General features: G+C 67.5%; 22 protein-coding genes. 15 read left to right on the top strand and 7 right to left on the bottom strand.

Features of this window, described 5'->3' with window-relative positions; all coding sequences use genetic code 11:
- Positions 1 to 6: 6 nt before the first annotated feature.
- Entirely contained in the window at positions 7 to 1,518 is a 1,512-nt protein-coding gene (locus ABQE93_RS25245) for a class I adenylate-forming enzyme family protein (RefSeq protein WP_448411518.1), read from the bottom strand.
- Positions 1,515 to 2,336 (bottom strand): SDR family oxidoreductase, encoded by an 822-nt coding sequence (locus tag ABQE93_RS25240; protein ID WP_448411516.1) that lies wholly within the window; start codon positions 2,334 to 2,336, stop codon positions 1,515 to 1,517. The genes ABQE93_RS25245 and ABQE93_RS25240 overlap by 4 nt, the downstream gene beginning before the upstream one ends.
- 201 nt (positions 2,337 to 2,537) lie before the next feature.
- Between ABQE93_RS25240 and ABQE93_RS25235 the strand changes: the two genes are divergently transcribed.
- Genes ABQE93_RS25235 through ABQE93_RS25220 form a run of 4 tightly spaced genes read left to right on the top strand, consistent with a single transcriptional unit; the run spans position 2,538 to position 6,582 of the window.
- Entirely contained in the window at positions 2,538 to 4,115 is a 1,578-nt protein-coding gene (locus ABQE93_RS25235; protein WP_448411514.1) for a methylmalonyl-CoA mutase family protein, read from the top strand.
- Positions 4,115 to 4,537: a cobalamin B12-binding domain-containing protein gene (locus ABQE93_RS25230; protein ID WP_448411513.1), complete on the top strand. Its 423-nt coding sequence runs from the start codon at positions 4,115 to 4,117 to the stop codon at positions 4,535 to 4,537. The genes ABQE93_RS25235 and ABQE93_RS25230 overlap by 1 nt, the downstream gene beginning before the upstream one ends.
- A gap of 30 nt (positions 4,538 to 4,567) precedes the next feature.
- A complete protein-coding gene (locus ABQE93_RS25225; RefSeq protein WP_448411511.1) occupies positions 4,568 to 5,524 on the top strand; it encodes an LLM class F420-dependent oxidoreductase in 957 nt (318 codons plus the stop codon).
- Positions 5,521 to 6,582, top strand: coding sequence for a CaiB/BaiF CoA transferase family protein (locus ABQE93_RS25220; protein ID WP_448411509.1), 1,062 nt, complete (start codon positions 5,521 to 5,523; stop codon positions 6,580 to 6,582). Before ABQE93_RS25225 ends, ABQE93_RS25220 begins: the two co-directional genes overlap by 4 nt.
- On the opposite strand, the gene ABQE93_RS25215 is transcribed toward ABQE93_RS25220, so the two are convergent.
- On the bottom strand, positions 6,570 to 6,887 hold the full coding sequence (locus tag ABQE93_RS25215; protein WP_448411507.1) for a 2Fe-2S iron-sulfur cluster-binding protein: 318 nt from the start codon (positions 6,885 to 6,887) through the stop codon (positions 6,570 to 6,572). The genes ABQE93_RS25220 and ABQE93_RS25215 overlap by 13 nt on opposite strands.
- 112 nt (positions 6,888 to 6,999) lie before the next feature.
- Between ABQE93_RS25215 and ABQE93_RS25210 the strand changes: the two genes are divergently transcribed.
- From ABQE93_RS25210 to ABQE93_RS25195, 4 genes are read left to right on the top strand one after another with little or no spacing between them, the layout of a single operon-like run.
- Positions 7,000 to 8,403: a class I adenylate-forming enzyme family protein gene (locus tag ABQE93_RS25210; RefSeq protein WP_448411505.1), complete on the top strand. Its 1,404-nt coding sequence runs from the start codon at positions 7,000 to 7,002 to the stop codon at positions 8,401 to 8,403.
- On the top strand, positions 8,381 to 9,196 hold the full coding sequence (locus tag ABQE93_RS25205; RefSeq protein WP_448411504.1) for an acyl-CoA dehydrogenase family protein: 816 nt from the start codon (positions 8,381 to 8,383) through the stop codon (positions 9,194 to 9,196). The genes ABQE93_RS25210 and ABQE93_RS25205 overlap by 23 nt, the downstream gene beginning before the upstream one ends.
- Positions 9,183 to 10,271 carry an acyl-CoA dehydrogenase family protein gene (locus tag ABQE93_RS25200; protein WP_448411502.1) on the top strand — a complete coding sequence of 363 codons (1,089 nt, stop codon included), beginning with the start codon at positions 9,183 to 9,185 and terminating at the stop codon, positions 10,269 to 10,271. The genes ABQE93_RS25205 and ABQE93_RS25200 overlap by 14 nt, the downstream gene beginning before the upstream one ends.
- Before the next feature lies 1 nt (position 10,272).
- The gene (locus ABQE93_RS25195; RefSeq protein ID WP_448411500.1) at positions 10,273 to 11,034 is read left to right on the top strand and encodes an enoyl-CoA hydratase/isomerase family protein; all 762 of its coding nucleotides are present in this window, start codon (positions 10,273 to 10,275) and stop codon (positions 11,032 to 11,034) included.
- A gap of 171 nt (positions 11,035 to 11,205) precedes the next feature.
- Here ABQE93_RS25195 and ABQE93_RS25190 read toward each other — a convergent pair whose 3' ends face one another.
- Entirely contained in the window at positions 11,206 to 11,946 is a 741-nt protein-coding gene (locus ABQE93_RS25190) for an SDR family NAD(P)-dependent oxidoreductase (protein WP_448411498.1), read from the bottom strand.
- Positions 11,943 to 12,707: an SDR family NAD(P)-dependent oxidoreductase gene (locus ABQE93_RS25185; protein WP_448411496.1), complete on the bottom strand. Its 765-nt coding sequence runs from the start codon at positions 12,705 to 12,707 to the stop codon at positions 11,943 to 11,945. Before ABQE93_RS25185 ends, ABQE93_RS25190 begins: the two co-directional genes overlap by 4 nt.
- A 76-nt stretch (positions 12,708 to 12,783) precedes the next feature.
- On the opposite strand from ABQE93_RS25185, the gene ABQE93_RS25180 reads away from it, so the two are divergent.
- Together ABQE93_RS25180 and meaB are read left to right on the top strand one after the other, a co-directional pair.
- Complete coding sequence (locus ABQE93_RS25180; RefSeq protein WP_448411494.1) at positions 12,784 to 13,926, top strand: thiolase family protein; 1,143 nt, start codon at positions 12,784 to 12,786, stop codon at positions 13,924 to 13,926.
- A gap of 12 nt (positions 13,927 to 13,938) precedes the next feature.
- Positions 13,939 to 14,814, top strand: coding sequence for a methylmalonyl Co-A mutase-associated GTPase MeaB (gene meaB / locus ABQE93_RS25175; RefSeq protein ID WP_448411492.1), 876 nt, complete (start codon positions 13,939 to 13,941; stop codon positions 14,812 to 14,814).
- Between the two features lie 6 nt (positions 14,815 to 14,820).
- On the opposite strand, the gene ABQE93_RS25170 is transcribed toward meaB, so the two are convergent.
- Positions 14,821 to 16,425, bottom strand: coding sequence for an FAD-dependent oxidoreductase (locus ABQE93_RS25170; protein WP_448411490.1), 1,605 nt, complete (start codon positions 16,423 to 16,425; stop codon positions 14,821 to 14,823).
- 28 nt (positions 16,426 to 16,453) lie between these two features.
- Positions 16,454 to 17,200, bottom strand: coding sequence for an IclR family transcriptional regulator (locus ABQE93_RS25165; RefSeq protein WP_448411489.1), 747 nt, complete (start codon positions 17,198 to 17,200; stop codon positions 16,454 to 16,456).
- 140 nt (positions 17,201 to 17,340) lie between these two features.
- Here ABQE93_RS25165 and ABQE93_RS25160 point away from each other — a divergent pair, with 140 nt between their 5' ends.
- Genes ABQE93_RS25160 through ABQE93_RS25140 form a run of 5 tightly spaced genes read left to right on the top strand, consistent with a single transcriptional unit; the run spans position 17,341 to position 23,850 of the window.
- On the top strand, positions 17,341 to 18,210 hold the full coding sequence (locus ABQE93_RS25160) for an alpha/beta fold hydrolase (protein ID WP_448411487.1): 870 nt from the start codon (positions 17,341 to 17,343) through the stop codon (positions 18,208 to 18,210).
- On the top strand, positions 18,207 to 19,892 hold the full coding sequence (locus ABQE93_RS25155) for a bifunctional 3-(3-hydroxy-phenyl)propionate/3-hydroxycinnamic acid hydroxylase (RefSeq protein ID WP_448411485.1): 1,686 nt from the start codon (positions 18,207 to 18,209) through the stop codon (positions 19,890 to 19,892). The genes ABQE93_RS25160 and ABQE93_RS25155 overlap by 4 nt, the downstream gene beginning before the upstream one ends.
- Positions 19,816 to 20,760: a 3-carboxyethylcatechol 2,3-dioxygenase gene (locus ABQE93_RS25150; protein WP_448411484.1), complete on the top strand. Its 945-nt coding sequence runs from the start codon at positions 19,816 to 19,818 to the stop codon at positions 20,758 to 20,760. Before ABQE93_RS25155 ends, ABQE93_RS25150 begins: the two co-directional genes overlap by 77 nt.
- Positions 20,753 to 22,522 carry an FAD-binding protein gene (locus tag ABQE93_RS25145; protein ID WP_448411482.1) on the top strand — a complete coding sequence of 590 codons (1,770 nt, stop codon included), beginning with the start codon at positions 20,753 to 20,755 and terminating at the stop codon, positions 22,520 to 22,522. Before ABQE93_RS25150 ends, ABQE93_RS25145 begins: the two co-directional genes overlap by 8 nt.
- Positions 22,519 to 23,850 (top strand): LLM class flavin-dependent oxidoreductase, encoded by a 1,332-nt coding sequence (locus tag ABQE93_RS25140; protein WP_448411480.1) that lies wholly within the window; start codon positions 22,519 to 22,521, stop codon positions 23,848 to 23,850. The genes ABQE93_RS25145 and ABQE93_RS25140 overlap by 4 nt, the downstream gene beginning before the upstream one ends.
- The last annotated feature ends 2 nt before the right edge of the window (positions 23,851 to 23,852 follow it).

Here is a 23,852-nt window from a genome sequence, read left to right as displayed (position 1 = left end):
GGCTCCTTAGTTTTTCGCGCTTGTCTGCGAGTATTCGTCGACCAGTTCGCGGCGCAGCACCTTGCCCGTCGCGTTGGTGGGTAGTTCGTCTCGGAAGACCACCCGGTCCGGTGTGCGGGACCCGCGCAGCTGTCGCCGCACGAACTCACGCAGCTCGTCGGGGTCCGGGTCCGCCCGGCCATCGGACGTACTGGCGGGCACCACCACCGCAACGATGATCTGGCCCCACTCGGGATCCTCGGGTCCCACCACGGCGCAATCGTGCACCAGCGGATGTTCGACGAGAACGTCTTCGATTTCGGCCGGAGAGATGTTCTCCCCACCCCGAATGATGGTGTCGTCGGAGCGGCCGCCGATGAACAGGTAACCGGCGTCATCGAGCATGGCGATGTCCTTGGTGGGGAACCAGCCGTCGGCGTCGAGGACCGAGCCGATCTCCGCGTAGCGCCCCGACACCTGGTCCCCGCGGACGAACAGCTCGCCCGTCTCGCCGGGCCCGAGCACCTCGCCGCTCTCGCTGCGGATCTGCACCTCGATTCCCGGCACGGGCTGGCCGACCGAACCGAGCCGGCGCACAACGGCGTCGTCGGCTGCGTCGAGGGCGGCGCGATGGTCGTCGGGGGAGAGCACGGCAATGGTCGAGCTCGTCTCGGTGAGCCCGTACGCGTTGACGAACCCGACGTTGGGAAGCAGGTTAAGTGCCTTGCGCACCAACGGAAGGGCGACCTTGGAGCCGCCGTAGGCCAGGTTGCGCAGGGTGGGCAGTTCGGTCGGTTCGGCTTCGAGCGCCGTGACGATGCGGTCGAGCATCGTCGGCACCACGGTCGCGGTCGTGACGCCCTCGTCGCACACCAGCCGCACCCACCGGTGTGCGTCGAACTGGCGCAGATAGACCATCTTTCGGCCGGCATACAGGTTCGACAGCGCGGCGCCCACGCCGGCGATGTGGTAGGGCGGCACGCAGATCAACGCGGCGTCCGCGGGTTCCGCCGACGCGAACTCGACGGTGCCGGTGACGTAGCTGGTGAGATTGTTGTGCGTCAGCTCAACGGCTTTGGGCCGCGACGTGGTCCCGGAGGTGAAAAGCACGACGCCGACGTCGTCAGGATCGGGAAACTCTGCGGCGGGTTCGGCGGTGCGGGCAGCGGTGACGAACTCGGCGGCGTCGATCACTTGCTTACCCGCGCCGGCGATGGCGTCGCGGTACTCGCTGTCGGCGACCACCAGCGGGGCGGGCAACCGGTCGATCAGCTCACGCAACCCGTCGGCGCTGAGCCGGTAGTTCAGCGGTGTGAACGCCACGCCCGCGCGCGCGGACGCGAACAGCAACAGGGGCAACATGAAACCGCCGGTACCGACATAGGCGACGTGGGAGGCGCCGGAGGCGGCGATCACGCCTGCGCCGCCGTCGGCGAGCTCGCTCAGCTCGGTTGTGGTCAGGCGTAGTTCGTCTGACACCACGGCGGTTCGGTCGGGGTCGCTCGAGGACGCCATCTCGAGCAGGAGGGAGATGCTCATTTGTCGACGAAGATATCAAGGATGGGATCGTCCCCGCCGCCGTAGCGCGCGAGGTCGGTGGCGCCTGCCTCGGCGAGCAGAGCGGAGTCGATGTAGCACTGACCGTTGACGGCGGTGGGCGGGCGGGACAGGATCTCGACGGCCGCGTCACCCATGATCTGCGGGTCGCGCGATCGGGCTGCCAGGTTCGCGCCGTCGGCCAGGTTGGTCACCGCGGCCGTGGCGATATAGGTCTCGGGCCACAGGCAGGCAAAACCGATGCCCTGGTCGGCGTACTCGGCCGCCCAGCCCAGCGACAACAGCGTCATCCCGTATTTCGACAGCGTGTAGGAGGGGTGCGCGCCCAGCCAGTGCGGGCTCATGTTCAGCGGCGGCGCCAAGGTCACCACGTGCGCGTTGGCCGATTTGCGCAGATGCGGCAGTGCCGCCTTGGTGAGCAGGAATGTACCCCGGACGTTGATGTCCATCATCAGGTGGAACTTCTTGGCGCTCAGCTGCTCGGTCGGTTCGGTGGCGATGGCGCTGGCGTTGTTGACGACGATGTCGATGCCGCCGAAGCGCTCGACCGCGGTGTCGACCGCGCGCTGCACATCTTCTTCCTTGCGGACGTCACCCACGACGGGGACGCCCTTGCCGCCGGCGGCCTCGACGTCGGCGACCGCGGTGTGCACGGTGCCGGGCAGTTTGGGATGTGGTTCGGCCGTCTTGGCCAACAACACCACGTTCGCGCCGCGTCGGGCGGCCGCGAGCGCGATCGCCAACCCGATGCCGCGACTGCCGCCGGATATGACGAGCGTGCGGTCTGTGAGGGTGGACATGGACCTCCTCGGATGGCCGGCCTCGATGCTACGCGACGGCTGCTGGCGCCGGTAGTGGCGTTCTCATTTTACGCAAGTGCCATAACCGCTGTGTATCGGGTCTTCGGTGTGCGACGACCGGTCGCGTGTCGGCCTCACTCCGTGCGCGTTTGCCCCGTTCGGTATTGGCATTCTCATTTTTTGCAAGTACGTTATCCAGTGATGAGCGAGCCAGTACAGACCCCGTCCGGGATCCCGCTGGAGCCCGTTTACGGCCCCGGGGACCGGGCGGCGGACCCGCCTGCGCCGGGCACCTATCCGTTCACCCGCGGCAACTTCGCGAGCGGCTACCGCGGCAAGACGTGGACGTTTCGGCAGTACTCGGGGTTCGGGACGGCAGAGGAGTCCAACCGCCGCTACCGCTATCTGCTCGATCAGGGCGGCACCGGGCTGTCGGTGGCGCTGGACCTGCCGACCCAGTGCGGCTATGACTCCGATGACCCGGAGTACGGCGAGGAGGTCGGCCGTGTCGGGGTCGCCGTGGACACGCTGGCCGACGCCGAGATCCTGTTCGACGGCATACCCCTTGATCAGATCTCCACGAGTTTCACGATCAACGGCACAGCCGCGATTCTGTTGGCCTTCTATGTCGCGGCCGCGGAGAAGAAGGGTGTGCCGCGCGAGAAGCTCACCGGCACGATCCAGAACGACATCCTCAAGGAGTACGCGTCGCGCGGCACGTGGATCTGGCCACCGGAGCCGTCGTTGCGCCTGATCGCTGACACCATCGAGTTCTGCGCGGCAGAGGTGCCCCGGTTCAACGCGATCTCGGTGGCGGGCGCGCACTTCCGCGACGCAGGGGCCAACGCCGTTCAGGAGATGGCGTTCACCCTCGCCGACGGTGTGACGTACTGCGACACCGTGGTCGAGCGCGGCCGGATGACGATCGACAAGTTCGCCCCCCAGATCTCCTTCTTCTTCTACACGCATGGCGACTTTTTCGAGGAGATCGCCAAATACCGTGCGGGACGGCGGCGTTGGGCCACCATCGTGCGTGAGCGTTACGGCGCCACCACCGACAAGGCGTCGATGTTCCGGTTCGGCTGCGTGTCGGGCGGGGCATCGCTGTACGCGCCGCAGGCTCAGAACAACCTGGTGCGGGTCGCCTACGAGGCGATGGCCTCGGTGCTCGGCGGTGTGCAGTCCATGTTCACCGCGGCCTGGGATGAGCCGTTCGCGTTGCCAAGCGAGGAGTCGGCGACGCTGGCGCTGCGGACCCAGCAGATCCTCGCCTACGAGACGGGCGTGACCAAGGTGGCCGACCCGCTCGGCGGCTCCTATTTCGTCGAGGCGCTCACCGACGCCACCGAGGAGAAGATCATCGAGATCATGCACGATCTCGAAACCCACGGCGGCATGGTGCGTTGCATCGAGGACGGTTACCTGCAGGGCCTGATCGCCGACGAGGCGTTCAAGATCCACCAGGAGATCGAGTCGGGGGCGCGTCCCGTGGTGGGCGTCAACAAGTTCGTCGCCGACGAGCCGCCACCGGAGATCGCCACCTACGAACTCGACGCCGAGGGGCGCGATCTTCAGCTCAAGCGGCTGGCCAAGGTGAAGGCCGAGCGCAGCGACCTTTCGGTGAAGGAAGCCCTTGCGGCGCTGGCAAAATCGGCGGAAGGCGATCACAACCTGATGCACAAGCTGGTCGACTGCGCCAACGCCTACTGCACCGTCGGTGAGATGGTGTCCACGCTCAAGTCGGTGTGGGGCGAGTTCCAGCAGCCGGTGGTGTTCTGATGACATCCCCTGCGCCGAACCCGGTCCGCGTGCTGGTCGCCAAACCCGGCCTGGACGGCCATGACCGCGGCGCCAAGATCGTCGCGCGGACGCTGCGCGACGCCGGCTTCGAGGTGATCTACACCGGGATCCGGCAGCGCATCGAGGACATCGTGTCGATCGCCTTGCAGGAAGACGTTGCGCTGGTCGGACTTTCGATCCTCTCCGGCGCGCATGTCGCGCTGACCACCCGCACCGTCGACGCGCTGCGCGCAGCGGATGCCGGCGACATCGCCGTCGTCGTGGGCGGCACGATCCCGCAAGCAGACGTGCCCAAACTGCTCGAAGCCGGTGCGGCCGCGGTCTTTCCCACCGGAACGGCGCTGGACACACTCGTCGACGAGGTGCGCAAGCTGACCGCCGGCTCTCAGGTGGAGAGCTGATGGTGCTGAACTCCCGGAGGGGGAACTGACATGCGGCTCGGCGTGATGATCGGGGCCGAGCGCGGCGATATGACGCGCAAGGTCAAAAAGCTGCTCGACGACATCGAGTGGGCCGAGGCCGCCGGTATGGACACCGCGTGGATGCCGCAGGTGCCCAACGACTTCGACTGCCTGACCATGGTTACCTTGATGGGCAGCCGCACGTCGCGCATCGAGCTGGGCACGGCCGTCGTGCCGCTGCAGGCGCAACATCCGATCGCGCTGGCCCGCCAGGCGCTGTCGGTGCATGCCGGCGTCGGCAACCGGCTGGCGCTGGGTGTGGGACCGTCGCACCACTGGATCGTGCGCGACATGCTCGGCCTTCCCTACGACAAGCCCGCCGCCTACACCCGCGACTATCTCGAGGTGCTCAACGCGGCGCTGTCGGGTCCGGGCGACGTCGACGTGGAGAACGCCACGTTCACGGTGCACAACCCGACCGTGCTCGGCGCCGAGTCGCCGATGCCCGTGCTGGTCGCCGCGCTGGGGCCGGTGATGTTGCAGATCGCCGGTGAGCGCGCCGACGGCACCGTGTTGTGGATGGCCGACGAGAAGGCCATCGGTGAGCACATCGCGCCGAAGATCAACAAGGCCGCCGCGGAGGCGGGCCGCCCGGCGCCGCGCATCGTGGCCGGTATCCCGGTGTGCTTGTGTGCCAATTCGGAGATCGATGCGGCCAAGGACCGTGCCAACCGGATTCTGGCCGAGGCCGAGACGTCACCGAACTACCAGCGGCTGCTGGACCGCGGCGACGCCCGCAACGTCGGCGACCTCTGCGCGGCAGGCGATGAAGACGCCATCCTCGCGCGCTTCAAACAGTTCGCCGATGCCGGTGTCACCGACCTGTCGGTGCGGTTGCTGCCGATCGGGGACAACCGCGACGAGCTGATCGCGTCCAAGTACCGGACGCGTGAGGTGATCGCGGAGTTGGCCAAGGCGGTGCGGTGACCGCACCGCTGGCCGGTATCCGCATCCTGGAAGTCGGCGTCATGCTGGCCGGTCCGTACGCGACGATGCTGCTGGCCGATCTCGGCGCCGAGGTGATCAAGATCGAGCCGCCCGGCGGCGAGATCTCCCGGCAGGTATCGGACAGCTACTTCGCGAGCCTGAACCGCAACAAGAAGAGCGTCGTACTGGATCTGCGCTCGGCGGACGGACGGCAGCGGCTAGGTGAGCTTGTCGCGGAATCCCATGCGCTGCTGGTGAACATGAAGCCGTCGGCGATCAAGAAGCTCGGGCTGACCTACGAGTCGCTTCGGCAGTTCAACGAGGGCATCGTCTGCGTGGCGATGACCGGCTTCGGCCTCGACGGCGGTGACGACCCGGCGTTCGACTACGTCATCCAGGCGGCGACGGGTGTCGCGATGATGACCGGCGACCCGGCCGGTCCGCCGACGCTGCCCGGTTATTCGTCGGCGGACAACTCGACCGGGCTGGCGGCGGCGCTGGGTCTGCTGGCCCAGATCGTGTCGGGCCGCGGCGGTCAGGTGGACGTGTCGCTGCGCGACGTGATGCTGTCGCAGCTGAACTACCGTGCGTCGGCCTATCTCAACGACGGTGCGCCACCGCTGCGCTATCCCATGGGCGCGCATTCGTATTACGTTCCGGCGCAACTTTTCTTGACAGCCGACGGATATCTGGCGCTGTTCATCACCCACGACGCGTTCTGGCAGTCCTTCTGCGCGGAGGCCGGCATCGAGGGCTTCCCGACGATGGCCGAGCGCGCGGCCAGACGTGACGAGGTGCTGGCCGTGGTGTCAGCCGCATTGGCCACCGACACCGCAACCAGTTGGGAGGCGCGGCTACGTCCACTCGGGATTCCGGTGGCCGCGGTGCGGACGCTGCCCGAGGCGCTGGAGGCGACACCCGAGGTGGTCGTCACGGCGGGCGATTTCCGGTTGGTGGGCAGTCCCATTCGCGTCGCGGGCTACCGACCCGACTACCGGCCGCCACCACGCGTCGACGAACACGGCAGCGTCGGCCCGCGTACGGCTCACTCGTCGTAGGTGACGCTGACCGATGAGGTCTCCGGAACGGCCTGGCAGGTGAGGATGTATCCCTCTTCGACCTCATCGGGTTCGAGGGCGTCGTTGACGCGCATGGTGGCCTGGCCGGTGACCAGCTTGCCCATGCAGGTGCCGCAGTTTCCGGCTTCACATGAGAACGGCGGGGACAGGCCCGCCCGCCGGGCGCTCTCCAGCAGCGTTTCGTTCGCCACCTGCGGCACCGAAACCTTCTTTCGGTCCAGGATGATCGTCACCTCTCCGTCGCCGTCGCCGGCGGGCGGGGTCGGCATCGGATCTGCCGTCATCGAACCTCTCCTGGCATATAGATTCTATGAATAAGAGAATAGCATTCTCGTTAAGTGATACGCTATTCTCAGTACATCGTAGAAACTCGGCATGCGCCAGTGAGGACAGGGTGTGAGTGAGGCGACCGCGCTCGTTTTCGAGGAGCGCGAGTACACCCTGTCGCAGCTCGATGCGCTGGCCGCGGGGCTGGCCGGCACGCTGCAACGTCGCGGGGTAACCGCCGGACAGCGCGTGGCGCTGATGTCGTCGAACCGGCCCGAATTCGTGGTCGCGTTGCGCGCGATCTGGGGTCTCGGTGCTGCGGCGGTGTTGCTGAGCCCGGCGTGGCGGCGCGCCGAGGTGGAACATGCGCTGGCGCTGACCGCGCCCACGCATGCGGTCGGCGACCATCCGGTGCTCGCCGAGTTGATGCCGATGCTGCACCTCGACGAGCCGGTGACCCCGCAGCGCCGCGAACTGCCTGCGCCCGATCCCGCGGCCGACGCGCTGTTCGTGTTCAGCTCCGGCACCACCGGAATGCCCAAAGCGGTGCGGCACACCCACGGCGGCTTCGCCGTCGCCGTGCGGCACTGGCGCGACGCGCTCGGGCTCACGGCGGACGATCGCATGCAGATCACGACGCCGCCGTCGCACATTCTGGGACTTCTGAACATCGTGATGGCCCTCGACACCGGTGCATGGATCCGGTTGCACCGCCGGTTCGACATCGATGCGATGCTGGCGCACATCCAGGCCGACCGAATCACCATCGAAATGGCCGTCGCCCCTATTGCGCTGGCGCTGGCCGCCCATCCGAAGCTGGACTCCTATGACCTGTCGTCGCTGCGCTACATCATGTGGTGCGCGACCCCGGTGACCCAGAGCGTCGCCGAAGCCGTCACCGACAAGACCGGGGTGAACTGGGTGACCGCCTACGGCACAAGCGAATTGCCGGTGATCTCGTGCAACTCGCTGCAGGGGGCGCGGCTGGACACCGTGGGCCGTCCTGTGCGCGGCGTCGACGTGCGCATCGTCTCGCTGAAGGACGGCGCGCCGCTGCCGGCCGGTGAGGTGGGGGAGATCCAGGCCCGGTCGGATTCGGTGATGGGTGGCTACCTGCCGGATTCGGTGACGCCGCAGGCGTTTTCAGACGGCTGGTATCGCACGGGTGACGTCGGCTATCTCGACGCCGACGGTTGGCTGCGGATCACCGACCGGGCCAAGGAGATGATCAAGGTGCGCGGGTTTCAGATCGCGCCCGCCGAGATCGAGGCGGTCCTTCACGGGCACCCCGCCGTCGAAGACTGCGCGGTGTTCGGGGTCAGCCATCCCACCGACGGCGAGGCGGTGGTGGCCGCCGTCGCGTCGCGAGGTGAGGTCGATACCCAAGAGTTGAGTGACCTCGTCGGCGAGCGGTTGGCGTCCTACAAGCGTTTGAGCCGGGTCGTTGTTGTCCCGGAGATTCCGCGCTTACCTTCTGGGAAGGTATTGCGTCGAGTGCTTAAGGAGCAGCATGGATGTCCGACTGACGGCTGAACAGCAACAGCTGCGACAAGCGGCGGCGGCGCTGTCCGACGACCTCGGTCCCGGGTCGGTTGCCGACCTCGAGGATGTAGACCGGCTCGCGCGGCTGGAAAAAGCGGTGGACGCCACCGGCTTTCGTACGCTGCGCTCCGACGGCGCGTCGGGGGTGGAGGTGGCCATCGTGGCCGAGGAGTTTGCCCGGGGGTTGGTCGATGTCCCGTTCATCGGGCCGGTGCTCGCCGACGACCTGGGCCGCCGGCTCGGTCGCGACTGGACCGCCGGGCATGCGCAGCAAGACGGCGTCGATCTGACGAAAGCGCTTGCCGGGGTGGTGGAGTCGCCGGCCGAGCTGGGTGATCTCGACGCCGACAACGCCACCCGCTGGTACGCGTTGGCGCTGACCGCCACGTGCGCGGACCTGGTGGGTGCGGCACGCGGAACGCACGCCCTTGCGGTGGAGTACGCCAAGGTGCGCGAACAGTACGGCGCGACGATCGGGTCGTATCAGGCGGTCGGACACCTGTTGGCCGAAGCGCTCGCGCTCATCGAGGGTTCGATCAGCGTGCTGCGCCACGCGGCCTGGGCGGTCGACGAGTTGCCCGCCGCCGAGGCGGTCGAAGCCGCCCGGGTCGCCAAGATTTACTGTGCGCGGGCGGCGCTGACGGTCTGTGAGACGTCGATCCAGGTGCACGGAGGTATCGGAAACACCTGGGAGTGTCTTGCCCACGTGTATCTGCGGCGGGTGCTGGTCGCCACCGAGGCGTGGCCTGTCAAGCTGGAGGAGTTGACCATTGGACTTTCGTGATTCGTCCGAGGAGGCCGCGTTCCGCACCCGGCTGCGAAACTGGCTGACCGAGCAGAAGGGCAAGTTCCCGACATCGGGCGACGAGTACTGGGCCGCACAGGGCGCCTGGCATCAGGCGCTGTACGAGGCCGGCTTCTTCGGCACGTCGTGGCCGAAAAAGTACGGCGGACAAGACCTCCCTCCGGTGTACGACGTGATCGTCGACGAGGAGATCGCCAAGGCGGGCGCGCCCGCGCGGCCCAGCCTGGGATACCTCGTCGTCGGGCTGTCCCACCACGGCAACGAGGAACTGCGGCAACGGTTTCTGCCGGGCATGATCAACGGCACCGAACGGTGGTGCCAGGGCTTCTCGGAGCCGGGCGCAGGATCGGATCTGGCGTCGCTGACCACCACCGCCGTGCGCGACGGCGACGAGTACGTGATCTCCGGGCACAAGATCTGGACCAGCTACTCCGACGTCGCCGACTGGTGTCTGGTGTTGGCGCGCACTGACAAGGATGTTCCCAAGCACAAAGGCATCTCGGCGTTCATCGTCTCCATGCACCAGCCGGGCATCGAACAGCGGCCGCTGAAGATGATCAGCGGTGTCACCAAGGAGTTCGGTCAGGTCGCCTTCGACGGCGCCCGGGTACCCGTCGACCAGATGATCGGTGAGCCTGGAGACGGCTGGAAGCTGGCGATGACGGTCGTCAGCCATGAGCGCGAACCGTCGACGCTCGGTTTTTCGGCGCGGTACGGAAAGCTGGTCCGGCAGTTAGCCTCCCGGGTCGACGGCGCGACGCCCAATGAGCTGTCCTGGGCGTGGGTGCAGACCGAGATGTTGCGGTTGCACGTGCGCAGACGGTTGTCGGAGCAGCTCGACGGCCTCACCCACGGGCCTCAGGGGTCGCTCGACAAGCTGTTGATGACCTGGGTCGAGCAGTCCGTCGGGCACGCGGCGCTGGCGACCGTCGGCACCGGCGACCCGGAGTTGTTCGGCGCCTACATGTACAGCCGGGCGCAGAGCGTCATGGGCGGTACGTCACAGATTCAGAAGAACATCATCGCGCAGCGCATTCTCGGGTTAGGAGCCTAATTTGTACGACATGCCGGCAGAAATCGACGTGCAAGCCGACGGCGCGCTGCGCATCATCACGCTCAACCGGCCCGACGACCTGAACGCGGTCAACGACGCCCTGCATGTCGGGCTGGCGAAGCTCTGGGACGCGCTCAGCGAGGACGCCGACGCGCGCGCCGCGGTGATCACCGGTGCCGGCCGGGCGTTTTCGGCCGGTGGCGACTTCAACTACCTCGACGAGTTGCGCAACGACGAAGCCTTGCGCCAGAAGACGATCAAACACGGCCGCGACATCGTGATCGGCATGGTGCGCTGCCGCATCCCGGTGGTGGCCGCGGTCAACGGGCCGGCGGTCGGGTTGGGCTGCAGCCTCGCGGCGCTCTCAGACGTCGTCTACATTGCCGAAAACGCGTTCTTCGCCGACCCGCACGTCACGATCGGGCTCGTCGCCGCCGACGGCGGCCCGCTCGTGTGGGGTTCGCAGATCAGCCTGCTGCAGGCCAAGGAGTTCGCGCTCACGGGCGTGCGGATCAAGGCTCAGCGCGCCGTCGAACTCGGCATGGCCAACCACGTCGTGGAGGACCCGCTGGCCGAGGCCATCGCGTGTGCCAAGAAGCTGATCGAGCTTCCGCGCCAAGCCGTGGAGGCCACCAAGCGCCTGATGAATCTGCAGCTGGAGAAGTCGGTGCTGGCGTCGCTGGATTACGCGAACCTCGCCGAGTACGTGTCCTTCGGCACCACCGACTTCAACAAGATCGTCGACGGTCTGATCGACAAGTAACCCACTCTATTTTTGCGCGAGCGTGCGTGTCTGAGCCCGACACGCCGCTCGCGGGCGGCACTTTGCGCACGCTCACCGCGGGGGCAGTGGGCCGGTGAGGGTGCGCAAACTCGCTCTCTGTCACGGCGTGTCGTGTGCAAACACGCACGCTCGCGCTCGGAAGGTGAGTGCTCAGAAGGTGAGGGCCTCGGAGCGCTGGATGGTGCCGGTGACGCCGCTGGCGTCCTGCTGCGCCAGTCGCACCGCCGCGTTGGCCATCGCCTCCGGGGGTTCGACCATCTCGGGCGGCACCTGCATCCCGCCGCCGCCGGCCTGCCAACCCTCGGTCAGCACCACCCGTGACGGGGACAGGCAGTTCACCGCGATGTTGTCGGGCCGCAGATCGCTTGCCAGCCCGAGGTATAACCGCTCCACCGCGGCCTTGGATACCCAGTAGGCGTTGGCGCCGTGTTCGATCATCTCGACTCCGGTGGTCGTGATCGCGATCAGCGAACCGCCGCCGCGGGCGCGCACATGGGGGATGACGGCCTTCGTCACGAGAAACACCCCGGTCAGGTTCACGTTCAGGCACAGCTGCCATCGTTTGAGCGGTGTCGACTCGATCGGCCCCAGCCACAGCACCCCGGCGTTGGCGACCAGGATGTCGATGCCGCCGAACTCGGCAACCGTTGCCGCGACGGCAGTTTCGACCGACTCCTCGCTGGTGACATCACACGGCACCGGCAGCGCGCGCCCGCCTTCGGCCGTGATGCTCTCGGCGACACCAAAAATGGTGCCGGGAACCTTGCCTTCGCGCTCGGAGCGCGCGGCCACGGCGACTGCGGCGCCTTCACGGGCCAGCGCGGCCGCCACCGTCGCGCCGATGCCTCGGCTGGCGCCGGCGACGAACGCGACCTTGCCTGCCAACATCACTTGGGCGGGAACCGCAGCGCCCCGTCGAGGCGGATGATTTCGCCGTTCAGGTAGTCGTTTTCGACGATGCTCTGCGCCAGCTGCGCGTATTCGGTCGACCGGCCCATCCGCTTGGGGAACGGCACCTGGGGTCCCCAGTACTGCTCGAGTTGGTCGGCGGCCTGACCGTAGGCCGGGGTGTTGATGGTGCCGGGGGCGATGGTGACGACGCGGATCCCGAGCGGTGACAAATCGCGCGCCGCGTTCAGGGTCATGCCGATGACGCCACCTTTGGCCGCGGCGTAGGGCAGCTGACCGATCTGGCCTTCGTAGCCGGCGATCGATGCGGTGTTCACGATGACGCCGCGGCCGCCCTCCTCGAGCGGTTCGCTGCCGCCGATCGCCGCCGCGCTCAGCCGCATGATGTTGAACACCGCGGTCAGGTAGTACTTGATCGTGGTCTCGAAGGCGTCGAGCCCCATCGGGGTGCCGTCCTTACCGACCAAGCGCCCACCGCCGGCGGGGCCGCCGTGGGTGTCCACCGAGATCCGCAGCGGTGCCAGTGCCTGCGCCTCGGCGATCGCCGCGTTCACCGACTCCTCCGAGGTGGCATCGGTCGGCACGTAACGCACGCCGAGTTCGGACTCCAGCGCCTTGCCCTTATCGTCGGCGAGGTCGGCGACCACCACCTTCGCGCCCGCGCCGTGCAGGCGCCGAACCGTTGCTTCGCCAAGACCGCCCGCGCCGCCGACGACGATCGCCGAGCTACCTGCGATTTGCATATGGTTCCCCTTCTTGCAACTGGCACTCTCCAACTGAGAGAATAGCATTCTCGTCCTGCCTGAAACGGAGAATTCCATGCCCGAAGCCGTCATCGTTTCCGCGCTGCGCACTCCCATCGGTACCGCGATGAAGGGCACGCTGCGCGACACCGACGCCTACCAGCTTGCCGAGCACGTCGTGGGCGCGGCGGTCGGTGAACTCGGATCGCACCCGGTCGACGACGTGATGCTCGGTGAGGGTCTGTACGGCGGTGGGGTGGTGGCCCGACACGCGGCGATCACTGCGGGGTTGACCGCCGTGCCAGGTCTCGCGGTCAACCGGCACTGCGCGGCGGGCCAGGCCGCGGTGCAGGGGGCGGCGGCCAGCATCCGCGCGGGGATGGACCAGCTCATCATCGCCGGCGGGGTCAACTCGGCATCCACGTCGCCGAGGTTCAAACGCCGGGGCGGGGAAGGCGATTGGGTCGACTGGTTTCCGCCCACCCATCCCGACCGGCCGGACGCACCGAACATGGACATGTCGATCACCGTCGGCTGGAACGCGGCGGTCAAGGCCGGGGTCAGCCGCGCCGAGATGGATGAATGGGCGCTGGGCTCACACCGCAAAGCGATTCAGGCCATCGACGAGGGCCGGTTCAAGCACGAGATCGTTCCGGTGCAAACGCCGCACGGCTTGTTCGACACCGACGAGCATCCACGCCGCGACACCAGCATCGAAAAGCTCGCGAAACTCAAACCGCTGCACCCGGAAATCGACGGGTTCTCGATCACCGCGGGCAACGCCTGCGGCGCGAACGACGGTGCCGCGGTGCTCGCGATCGCCAGCGACCGCCTCGGGCTGCCGGCGCTGGCCACCGTGCGCGCCTGGGCCTCGGTGGGCGTCGACCCGGCGTCGACCGGGCTGGCGCCGGTGGAGGCAATCCCCAAAGCGCTTGCCCGGGCCCGGCTTTCCCTCGCCGACGTCGACGTGTTCGAGATCAACGAGGCGTTCGCGTCGATGTGTGTGGCCACCATCAAGTTGCTCGACATCGATCCGGAGCGCGTCAACGTCAGCGGCAGCGGGTGTTCGCTCTGCCACCCGGTGGCCGCCACCGGCGCGCGGATGCTCGTCACGCTGGTCCATGAGCTGCGCAGGCGCGGGGGCGGTATCGGGGTGGCCGCGATGTGTGCCGGCGGGGGAATGGGATCGGCCACGGTGATCGAGGTCGCGACACCGTAGACTGCGGAAGCCATGACGATCGACGAGCTGATAACGGCGGCGCGCAAAGGATCTGCCCGGGCCACCGGACGGTTGCTCACCCTGGTCGAAAGTCCCCGGCGCAGCGAGGTTCTCGACGCGCTCGGCCCGGTCGCCTCGCCGCGGATCGTGGGCCTGACGGGTCCGCCTGGCGCAGGCAAGTCGACGACGGTCGGGGTGCTGGTCGGCGCCTACCGCGAACGCGACATGCGGGTGGCGGTGCTGGCCGTGGATCCGTCCTCACCGTACAGCGGCGGCGCACTGCTGGGCGACCGGATCCGAATGGCCGCGCATATCAACGATCCCGATGTGCTGATCCGCTCGGTGGCGGCGCGTGGGCACCTCGGCGGCCTGGCCGCGGCGGTGCCTGCGGCGATCAGGCTGCTCTCCGCGCTGTCCTACGACCTGATCGTGCTGGAGACCGTCGGTGTCGGCCAGTCGGAGATCGAGATCGCCGCGGTGGCCGACCCGACGGTCGTCGTCCTCAATCCCGGTGGCGGCGACGCCGTTCAGGCGGCCAAGGCGGGTCTGTTGGAGGTCGCCGACATCGTGGTCATCAACAAGGCCGATCGCGAGGGCGCCGACCAAACCAAACGCGACCTACGAGGCGAGACCAAGGTGCCGATCCTCAAACTCGTTGCCACCCAAGGAGAGGGGATCACCGAACTGGTCGAGGCCATCGAGGCACATCACCGTGCGGACAACCCCGAGCGGCGCACAGCGCGTGCCCGGTCGCAGATCTTGTCGCTGGCGCAGACGCTGTTGCGTAACCATCCCGACCTGGATCGCCTCGCCCGGGCCGTGGCCGACGGCAGCGACGACGCCTACACCGCAGCCGAACGGCTGTTCGGCGTCCCCGCGCAGCAGTAGCGTGCGCTACGAACGCGCCGAGACGGCCAGGCCGGCCCGGTAGCCGAATACCATTGCGGGCCCGATGGTGCCGCCGGCGCCGCCGTAGGCCTTGCCGGTGGCGCCGGCCATCGCGTTGCCCGCGGCGAACAGCCCCGGGATGGCCGATCCGTTGACGTGCAGCACACGGCCATCGGCGTCGGTGCGGGGTCCGCCCTTGGTGCCCATCGCGCCGATCGACACCGGCACCGCGTAATAGGGCGGCGTATCGATCGGGCCCAGCGTCTTGCCCGCCGTCGTCGGCGCCGTGTCGTCACCCCAGTACCCGTCGTAAGTGCTTGACCCGCGGCCGAAGTCAGGGTCGAGTTCGTGGGCGACGTGGTCGTTCCACGCGGAAAGTGTGTGCGCCAGACCCTCGGCGTCGATGCCGGTCTTGGCTTCCAGCTCCGCCAGATCCGCCGATGCCGAAAACCATTCCGGCGCCTGGGCTCCTGGTTCCACGCCCAGGAACCCGTACCGCTTGAGATGCTGCGCGTCGAACACGATCCAGGCGGGATCGTTCGCGTAGCCGTGGCGCGGGTCCAGGTAGTGAAACGGGCCCGCCATCGAGTTGTACTCGCCTGCTTCGTTGAGAAACCGCCTGCCCGCGCGGTTGACGATGATGCTGCGCGGACGGGTGCGTTCCAGCCGAACGCTTCGGCTGCGCGGATGGCCTTCGTACGTGTCACCGGGTAGCTGCACGATCGGCACCCACCAGGCCTCGCCCATGTTGGCCAGGTCGGCACCGTGCGCCATCGCCATCCGCAGCCCGTCGCCGGTGTTGTTGGGCGGGGAGACCGCTCCGCGCATCGGGCCGCGCAGATAGGCCTCGACCAGTTTGGGATCCCATTCGAAACCACCGGTGCCCAGCACCACGCCGCGGCGGGCGCGCACGTTGAAATCCTTACCGTCCTGGGCAATCCGCACCCCCGTGATGCCCAAAGCGTCGGCGATGAGCTCGACTGCCCTGGCGTTGGTTCGTGGCACCACACCGCGGTCGAGCAGACCCTTCAACAGCCCGGCGATCAACGCGGTGCCGGCCACACAGTAGTCCCCGGAGTCGTCGTCGAGCGATGCGTGGATGCGGGCCCGGGTCTCGGCGTCGATACCGACGTTGCTGAAATCCGCGGGAAACGACGTGATGCGGTCACGCCATTCACCGAGGCGCGACAGGTCGACCGGTTTGGCGTTCAGGGACCGCCCGCCACCGGGGCGGCCGCCGGGCAGTTCCGGCTTGTAATCGGGGAAACCCTCGGCGATCTCGAATTGCAGGTCGCTGTTGGACTCCACGAACTCCAGCATCTTCGGACCGGTGCGCACGAACGTCTCCACCAGTTCGTCGTCCATGAAGCCCAGCGACTGCGCCCGCAGATACGCCATCGCATCCTCGACGGTCAGCTCGCCGTCGGCGGAGCGCGAATGCGCCGGAATCCACAGGATGCCACCGGAAACCGCCGTCGTGCCCCCGACCGTCGCAGCCTTTTCGTAGACCTCCACCGAAGCGCCGTTCACCGCAGCGGTGAGCGCCGACGTCAGGCCCGCGCCGCCACTGCCGAGGACGACGACGTCGACGTCGTGATCCCAGTCCGTCATCGGTAGCTCCTTTCGGATGCCGCGGCCCTCAGCTGAGGATCGCGGATAACTCGTTGGCCGCCTTGATCACTGCGTCGCGGCCGTCGACCACGACGTCCTCGCGATGCGAGATGAGGTTGATGCAGGTGGGCGGCGACGGCGGCCGTCGGCGTACCGGAACGGCCAGGCCGTACGTGTTCGGCTCCACCTCGCCGTGGGTGATCACCCAACCCTGCTGCCGGGCCAGCGGCACGAGGTCGCGTTCCCCCGGACGCTGCGGCATGCTGGCCAGCAGCGCGATGCCCGCCGCACCCCGCTCCAGCGGATAACGGCTGCCCTCGTGGAAGGACAGTTGGTAGAAGACGTTGGTCGGCACGACCACCGCGATCGCGACCTGCTGGTCGCCCTCGGCGACCAACAACGCCACGGTGCTGCCGATCTCGTCGGCCAGCGTGCGCAGCGTCGGCAGGCTGAGCTGGCGCACATTGTTGTCGAACGACGCCCCGAGCACGGCAAGGGCGGCGGCCGCGCGGTAGCGCCCGTCCTCGCCCTTGGCCACCAGCCGGAACTGCGACAGCGTGGACAGCAGCCGATAGGCGATCGTGCGATGCACCCCGATGCTGTCGGCGACCTCCTGGGCGTTGAGGCCTTGCTGCGCCGTCGCGACCAGCTGCAACGCGGCCAACCCACGTGCCAGTGTCTGTGATCCTGGAGCGCCGTTGGGCACACCGGAACCCGCTGCGGCCCTACGGCGTGCTCGGCCCTCTTGTCGGGCCTCGCCCTCACCCGGCGCCATCGCGGTCCCCTCCTGGGTTTCCCTTGACATTCCCCACTCGCGAGAGTGATGCTCTGACTATAGTGCACGTAGGTGTGCGATAAATGAGCAAAGTGCTTACAAATTACGAGAATTCAGTTCTCGCGGCCGAGAGGGTAAGCGTGTCGGAGTTCGAGAGCGTCTGGAGCGATCTTCAGGGCGTCGCGTTCTCGCAGGGCTACCTCGACGCCGGCGGGGTGCGCACCCGTTATCTGCACGCGGGTGACACCGACAAGCCGGCCGTGGTGTTCCTGCACGGCTCCGGCGGACATGCCGAGGCGTATGTCCGAAACCTCGAAGCACATGCCGAGCACTTCTCGGTGTGGTCGATCGACATGCTCGGCCACGGATACACCGACAAACCCGGGCATCCGCTCGAGGTGCACCACTACGTGAATCATCTGATCGCCGTGCTGGACGCCCTCGGCGCGAAACGCGCCCACATCAGCGGTGAATCGCTCGGCGGCTGGGTGGCGGCCAGGGCCGCAGTCGATCACCCCGACCGCATCGACAAACTGGTGCTCAACACCGCAGGCGGATCGCAGGCCGATCCCGAGGTGATGAAGCGCATCATCACGTTGTCGATGGCCGCGGCGGAGAACCCGACCTGGGAGACCGTGCAGGCCCGGATCAAATGGTTGATGGCCGACAAGTCCAAGGATTACGACGACATCGTCGCGAGCCGCCAGCGCGTGTACCGGCAGCCAGGGTTCGTCGCGGCGATGAAAGACATCATGGCGCTGCAGGATCCGGACATCCGCGCGCGCAACCTGCTCGGGCCCGAAGAGTACGGGGCCATCACCGCGCCGACGATGGTGGTATGGACAAGTGATGATCCGACGGCCGACGTCGCCGAGGGGCGCCGCATCGCGTCGATGATTCCCGGCGCGCGTTTCGAGCTGATGCCCGGCTGCGGGCACTGGCCCCAGTACGAGGACCCCAACACCTTCAACCGCCTGCACCTGGACTTCCTGCTGGGGCGCCAAGGATGACCGAGCAGGTCGATGTCGTCATCGTCGGCGCCGGGCCGTCGGGACTGACGCTTGCGAACATCCTTGGGCTGCAGGGTGTCCGGACGGTGGTGGTGGAGGAGCGCGACACGCTCATCGACTATCCCCGCGGCGTGGGTCTCGACGACGAGGCGCTGCGCACCTTTCAGTCCATCGGCCTGGTCGAGCGGGTGCTGCCGCACACCGTGCCGAACCAGATCCTGAGGTTCTTCGACGCCAACCGGCGGCTGCTCGCCGAGATGGCCCCGCCCGACGCACGGTTCGGGTGGCCCAAGCGCAACGGGTTCGTACAACCGATGGTCGACGCCGAATTGTTCGCCGGCCTCGAACGTTTCGACCACGTCGACGTCCGGTTCGGCCACCAGATGCAGACCTGCGTGGAAACCGACGACGGCGTGACGGTGACGTTCGCCGGCGGGCAGGACGGCCTGCACGCGCGCTACGTCGTCGGGTGCGACGGCGGGCGCAGCGCGACGCGCCGGCTGATGGGCGTGTCGTTCGACGGCACCACGTCCTCGACCCGCTGGCTGGTCGTCGACGTCGCCAACGACCCACTCGGCCATCCCAACAGCGAGGTGGGTGCCGACCCGGCCCGGCCGTATGTCTCTATCTCGATCGCCCACGGCATCCGGCGCTTCGAGTTCATGATCCACCCCGACGAGACCGACGCCAAGGCCGACGACCCCGCGTTCGTCAGAAGTATGCTGGCACAACGGGTTCCGCACCCGGAGAATGTCGACATCATCCGCCACCGGGTGTACACGCACCATTCGCGCATCGCAGGATCGTTCCGCAAGGGGCGGCTGCTGCTGGCCGGCGACGCCGCGCACCTCATGCCGGTGTGGCAGGGGCAGGGTTACAACAGCGGAATCCGCGACTCGGCCAACCTCGGATGGAAGCTGGCCGCCGTGGTGAACGGCCAGGCCGGTGACGCCCTGCTCGACACCTACGACATCGAACGCCGCAAACACGCCAGGGCCATGATCGACTTGTCCACCATGGTGGGGCGGGTCATCTCACCGACGAACCGACGGGTGGCCGCTCTGCGCGACCGGGTCATCCACGCCGCATCGGTGGTGCCGACGCTCAAACGCTACGTGCTCGAGATGCGGTTCAAGCCGATGCCGCGCTACCAGCAGGGCGCGGTCTTTCACGCCGAACACGCCGCGGCGAACTCACCGACCGGAACCCTGTTCATCCAACCCCGCGTCGACACCCGCGACCGGCAGAACGTGCTGCTCGACGACGTGCTCGGTGCCGGCTTCGCGGTGTTGTGCTGGAGCAACAACCTGCGAGCGATCCTGGGAGACAAGGCGTTCGACCGGTGGAAGGCGCTGGGTGCCCGGTTCATCGAGGCGCGGCCGATGACGCAGTTGTCGTGGCCGGGCCACGACGACGCCGACGTGACGGTGATCGGCGACAGAACCGGCGCGCTCAAGGGTTGGTTCGACACCTACACCGACTCGGTGTTGTTCCTGCGCCCCGACCGGTGCATCGCGGCGGCCTGCATCGCCCAACGTGCGGCCGAGACCAGCGAATCGCTCTTCGACGTGCTCTGTCTGACGCAGGGAGGAGGTTCAGGTTCTCATGGCAACACTGGCCCTGTGCTGTATGTCGCACAGCCCGCTGCTGGGTCTTCCGGGACCGTCGCGGGATCTCCTTGACGAGATCGACGCAGCGCTGACCGATGCGCGTCAGTTCGTCACCGACTACGACCCCGAACTGGTCGTCATCTTCTCGCCCGACCACTACAACGGCTTCTTCTACCGGACCATGCCGCCCTTCTGCATCGGCACCGCCGCGCAGGGAGTCGGTGACTACGGCACCCACGCCGGTCCGCTCGACGTGCCCGCCGACATCGCTACCGACTGTGCCCGAGCGGTTCTCGAGTCCGGGATCGACGTCGCGATCTCGGCGAGCATGGACGTCGACCACGGCACGGTGCAGCCGTTGCAGAAGCTGTTCGGCGATGCGACGGCGCGTCCGGTGATACCCATCTTCATCAACTCGGTCGCGGTCCCGCTGGGACCGCTGCGGCGGGTACGTGCGTTGGGTGCCGCGGTGGGCACCCATCTGGCGACGCTGGGCAAGCGGGTGCTGGTGGTGGGATCCGGTGGCCTTTCGCATGATCCGCCCGTCCCGACGTTGGCGAACGCACCGGCCGCCGCGCTGGAGCGCATCGTGCACGGGGCGCCGATGAGCACCGAGCAGCGCCAGGCCCGCCAGGTTGCGGTGATGCAGGCCGCGCAGACGTTCGCGCACGGTGACAGCCCGCTGCAACCGCTCAACCCCGACTGGGACGCCGCGTTCCTCGAGTTGATCGACGCCAACCGGCTCGCGGAGGTCGACGGTTGGTCCAACGCCTGGATCGAGAAGGAGGCCGGCCACTCGGCTCACGAGATCCGCACGTGGGTGGCGGCTTTCGGAGCGCTCGCTGCGCACGGGCCCTACCGCACCGGGCACCGGTTCTACCGCGCGGCACCCGAGTTGATCGCCGGCTTCGCGGTCAGGACGGCGGTGCTCGATGTCTGAGGTGTTCGACCACACCGTCGACGTGCTCATCGTCGGATCGGGCGGCGGCGGCATGACCGCCGCCTTGGCTGCCGACGCGTTCGGCCTCGACACGCTGATCGTCGAGAAGGCACCGCATTTCGGCGGCTCTACCGCGCTGTCCGGCGGCGGGATCTGGGTGCCGGGTGCGCCGGCGCAACGCAAAGCCGGCTACACCCCTGACCCCGAAGGCGTCGTGGAATATCTGCGCCGCATCACCGACGGCCTGGTCAGCGACGAGCGGCTGCGCCAGTACGTCGACACCGCGCCGGAGATGATGGAATTCCTGGAGAAGCTCAGCCCCTGGTTCGAGTTCGTCTGGAAACCCGGCTACGCCGACTACTACCCGGAGCTACCCGGCGGCTCCGAGCTGGGCAGCACCATCAACGTGCCGGAGATCGACCTTCGCAAGCTCGGCGACGAGGAACAACACCTGCTGCAGCCGTTGGCCCTCGCGCCGAAAGGAATCTGGTTCGCCCCCAAGGACCTTCGGCTGTTCTACCAAGTGCGGCAGAACTGGCGGGGCAAGGCCGTGCTCGTCAAGCTGATCTGGCGGATGGTGCGTGCCCGGGTGTTCGGCGACCGGATGGCCGCCATCGGGCAGTCCCTCGCCGCGCGCATGCGCCTGGCCCTCAAACAGCAGAACGTCCCGTTGTGGCTCGACACGCCCATGACCGAACTGATCACCGACGTCGACGGAACCGTGACGGGTGCGGTGGTCGAACGCGACGGCCGCCCGCAACGCATCGGCGCGCGCCGCGGCGTGATCTTGGCCGCAGGCGGCTTCGACCACGACATGCACTGGCGCACCCAGCATCTACCCGTGCTCAACCGCGTCCGTGAGCTCGCCGGTGAGGACACCGACTGGAGCTTCGGCAACCCGGCGAACATGGGTGAGGGCATCCGCGCGGGCGAGAAGGTCGGCGCCGCCACCGAACTGCTCGACGAGGCGTGGTGGTTCCCCGCCATCTGCTGGCCCGACGGCCGGCTGCAGTTCATGCTCAACGAGCGGATGATGCCGTCGCAATTCGTGGTCAACGGCGCCGGCAAGCGGTTCATCAACGAGGCCGCGCCGTACATGGATTTCGCGCACGCGATGATCGAGGGCCACGAGTCCGGGGTCACCCACATCCCGTGCTGGCTGATCACCGACATCCGGTCGTTTCACCGCTATGTCGTCGCCGGCCACCTGCCGATCCCGAAGATCCCCTTCGCGCCGGTACCGACCGGATGGAAGGTACCCAAGGCCTGGCTGGAATCCGGCGTCGTGCAGGAGGGCACCAGCTGGGAAGAGCTGGCCGACAAGATCGGCGTACCGAGAGGCCAACTGCGTGAAACCGCCGAGCGGTTCAACGAGCTGGCGCGCAAGGGCCACGACGACGACTTCAACCGCGGCGATTCGGCCTACGACAATTACTACGGCGACCCGACGCTGCCCAACCCGAACCTGCACCCGTTGGGCAAACCGCCGTACTACGCGTTTCAGATCATCCTCGGCGACCTCGGAACCTCCGGTGGTCTGCGCACCGATGAACACGCCCGAGTGCTGCGCGATGACGATAACGTCGTGGCGAACCTCTACGCGGTGGGCAACACCTCGGCTGCGGTGATGGGCCGTAGCTACGCCGGAGCCGGCGCAACCATCGGCCCGGCAATGACATTCGGCTATGTGGCGGCCAAACACATCGCCGACCAGTCGACCGACACCCCGACCGTCGATAAAGATCGAAAGGTAACCAAATGAAGATCTCGCTGTTCTACGAATTCCCGCTGCCGCGGCCGTGGAGTGACGACGACGAACACCAGCTTTTCCAGGACGGTCTCGACGAGGTGGAGCTTGCCGACAAGGCGGGCTTCTCGACGGTGTGGCTGACCGAGCACCACTTCCTCGAGGAGTACTGCCACTCCACCGCGCCGGAGATCTTCCTGTCGGCAGCCAGCCAACGCACCAACAACATTCGGCTCGGCTTCGGCATCATGCACCTGCCGCCGGCCGTCAACCACCCTGCACGCGTCGCCGAGCGCGTCGCGACCCTCGACCTCATCTCGAACGGCCGCGTCGAGTTCGGCACCGGCGAGTCCTCGTCGGTGGGCGAACTGGGCGGCTTCGGGATCGACCCCGCCGACAAACGCGCCATGTGGGAGGAGGCCCTCGAGGTCTCGATCCGCTGCATGACCGAGGAACCGTTCACCGGATATTCCGGCGAGCACATCGAGATGCCGCCCCGTAACGTCGTGCCCAAGCCGCTGCAGAAGCCGCACCCGCCGGTGTGGGTGGCGTGCACCCGGCCGGCGTCGGTGTCGATGGCGGCGCAAAAAGGCCTCGGCGCACTGAGTTTCGCCTACACTGGCCCCGGCCCGCTGACCGAGCGGGTCAATGGATACTACAAGGAGTTCGAGGAGAGCTGTGTCCCGGTGACACCGCAGATGAACCCGAACATCCTCGCGATCGGGGGCGATCTGTCGATGATGGTGGCCCCGACCGACGAGCAAGCCATCGAACGGCTCGGGATGGGCGGCGGGTTCTTCGCGTTCGGAATCATGCACTACTACATGACCGGGATGCACACGCCGGGCCGCACCGGTGTGTGGAAGCGTCACCTCGAGGAGATCGAGAAAGACCCGAGCGTGGTCTACGGCCCCGACCGTGGCCCGATCGGCAGCCCGGAAACCGTGCGCAACTTCCTGCGCGGCTACGAGCAGAGCGGCGTGGATGAGCTGATCCTGCTGCTGACGCCTCGCAGGCACGAGGAGACGATGGAGTCCATCGAGCTGATGGGCAAGGAGGTGCTGCCCGAGTTCATCGAACGCGATGAGAAGGCCTCCGCCGATAAGGCCAAGCGTCTGGCACCGATCCTGGAGAAGGCCGAGGCCCGGCGGCCCGAGTCGACGGCGCCGGTGTTCGATGAGAGCTACGCCTTCGGCGGGTTGCCGACGGGCCGGCAGAACTACACCGCCAACGAGGTCGCGCTGGCGATGGATGAAATGACCGAGGGCATCGAGGCCGCCGCCAAGAAGCTCAAGTCAGGGGAGGGGTGGACGAGCCGCAACCCGGCCGCCGACCAGAGCTGACT

The sequence above is a fragment of the Mycolicibacterium sp. XJ662 genome, assembly GCF_053484035.1.
The sequence above is the reverse complement of the archived record's forward strand: the minus strand, read 5'-3'. Positions and strand labels throughout refer to the sequence as shown.

What these genes read in the sequence shown, in the direction of transcription:
- ABQE93_RS25245 (WP_448411518.1), bottom strand. Translation starts at nt 1,518, where the DNA reads ATGAGCATCTCCCTCCTGCTCGAGATGGCGTCCTCGAGCGACCCCGAC.
- ABQE93_RS25240 (WP_448411516.1), bottom strand. Translation starts at nt 2,336, where the DNA reads ATGTCCACCCTCACAGACCGCACGCTCGTCATATCCGGCGGCAGTCGC.
- ABQE93_RS25235 (WP_448411514.1), top strand. Translation starts at nt 2,538, where the DNA reads ATGAGCGAGCCAGTACAGACCCCGTCCGGGATCCCGCTGGAGCCCGTT.
- ABQE93_RS25230 (WP_448411513.1), top strand. Translation starts at nt 4,115, where the DNA reads ATGACATCCCCTGCGCCGAACCCGGTCCGCGTGCTGGTCGCCAAACCC.
- ABQE93_RS25225 (WP_448411511.1), top strand. Translation starts at nt 4,568, where the DNA reads ATGCGGCTCGGCGTGATGATCGGGGCCGAGCGCGGCGATATGACGCGC.
- ABQE93_RS25215 (WP_448411507.1), bottom strand. Translation starts at nt 6,887, where the DNA reads ATGACGGCAGATCCGATGCCGACCCCGCCCGCCGGCGACGGCGACGGA.
- ABQE93_RS25205 (WP_448411504.1), top strand. Translation starts at nt 8,381, where the DNA reads ATGGATGTCCGACTGACGGCTGAACAGCAACAGCTGCGACAAGCGGCG.
- ABQE93_RS25185 (WP_448411496.1), bottom strand. Translation starts at nt 12,707, where the DNA reads ATGCAAATCGCAGGTAGCTCGGCGATCGTCGTCGGCGGCGCGGGCGGT.
- ABQE93_RS25180 (WP_448411494.1), top strand. Translation starts at nt 12,784, where the DNA reads ATGCCCGAAGCCGTCATCGTTTCCGCGCTGCGCACTCCCATCGGTACC.
- meaB (WP_448411492.1), top strand. Translation starts at nt 13,939, where the DNA reads ATGACGATCGACGAGCTGATAACGGCGGCGCGCAAAGGATCTGCCCGG.
- ABQE93_RS25170 (WP_448411490.1), bottom strand. Translation starts at nt 16,425, where the DNA reads ATGACGGACTGGGATCACGACGTCGACGTCGTCGTCCTCGGCAGTGGC.
- ABQE93_RS25165 (WP_448411489.1), bottom strand. Translation starts at nt 17,200, where the DNA reads ATGGCGCCGGGTGAGGGCGAGGCCCGACAAGAGGGCCGAGCACGCCGT.
- ABQE93_RS25155 (WP_448411485.1), top strand. Translation starts at nt 18,207, where the DNA reads ATGACCGAGCAGGTCGATGTCGTCATCGTCGGCGCCGGGCCGTCGGGA.
- ABQE93_RS25150 (WP_448411484.1), top strand. Translation starts at nt 19,816, where the DNA reads ATGGCAACACTGGCCCTGTGCTGTATGTCGCACAGCCCGCTGCTGGGT.
- ABQE93_RS25145 (WP_448411482.1), top strand. Translation starts at nt 20,753, where the DNA reads ATGTCTGAGGTGTTCGACCACACCGTCGACGTGCTCATCGTCGGATCG.
- ABQE93_RS25140 (WP_448411480.1), top strand. Translation starts at nt 22,519, where the DNA reads ATGAAGATCTCGCTGTTCTACGAATTCCCGCTGCCGCGGCCGTGGAGT.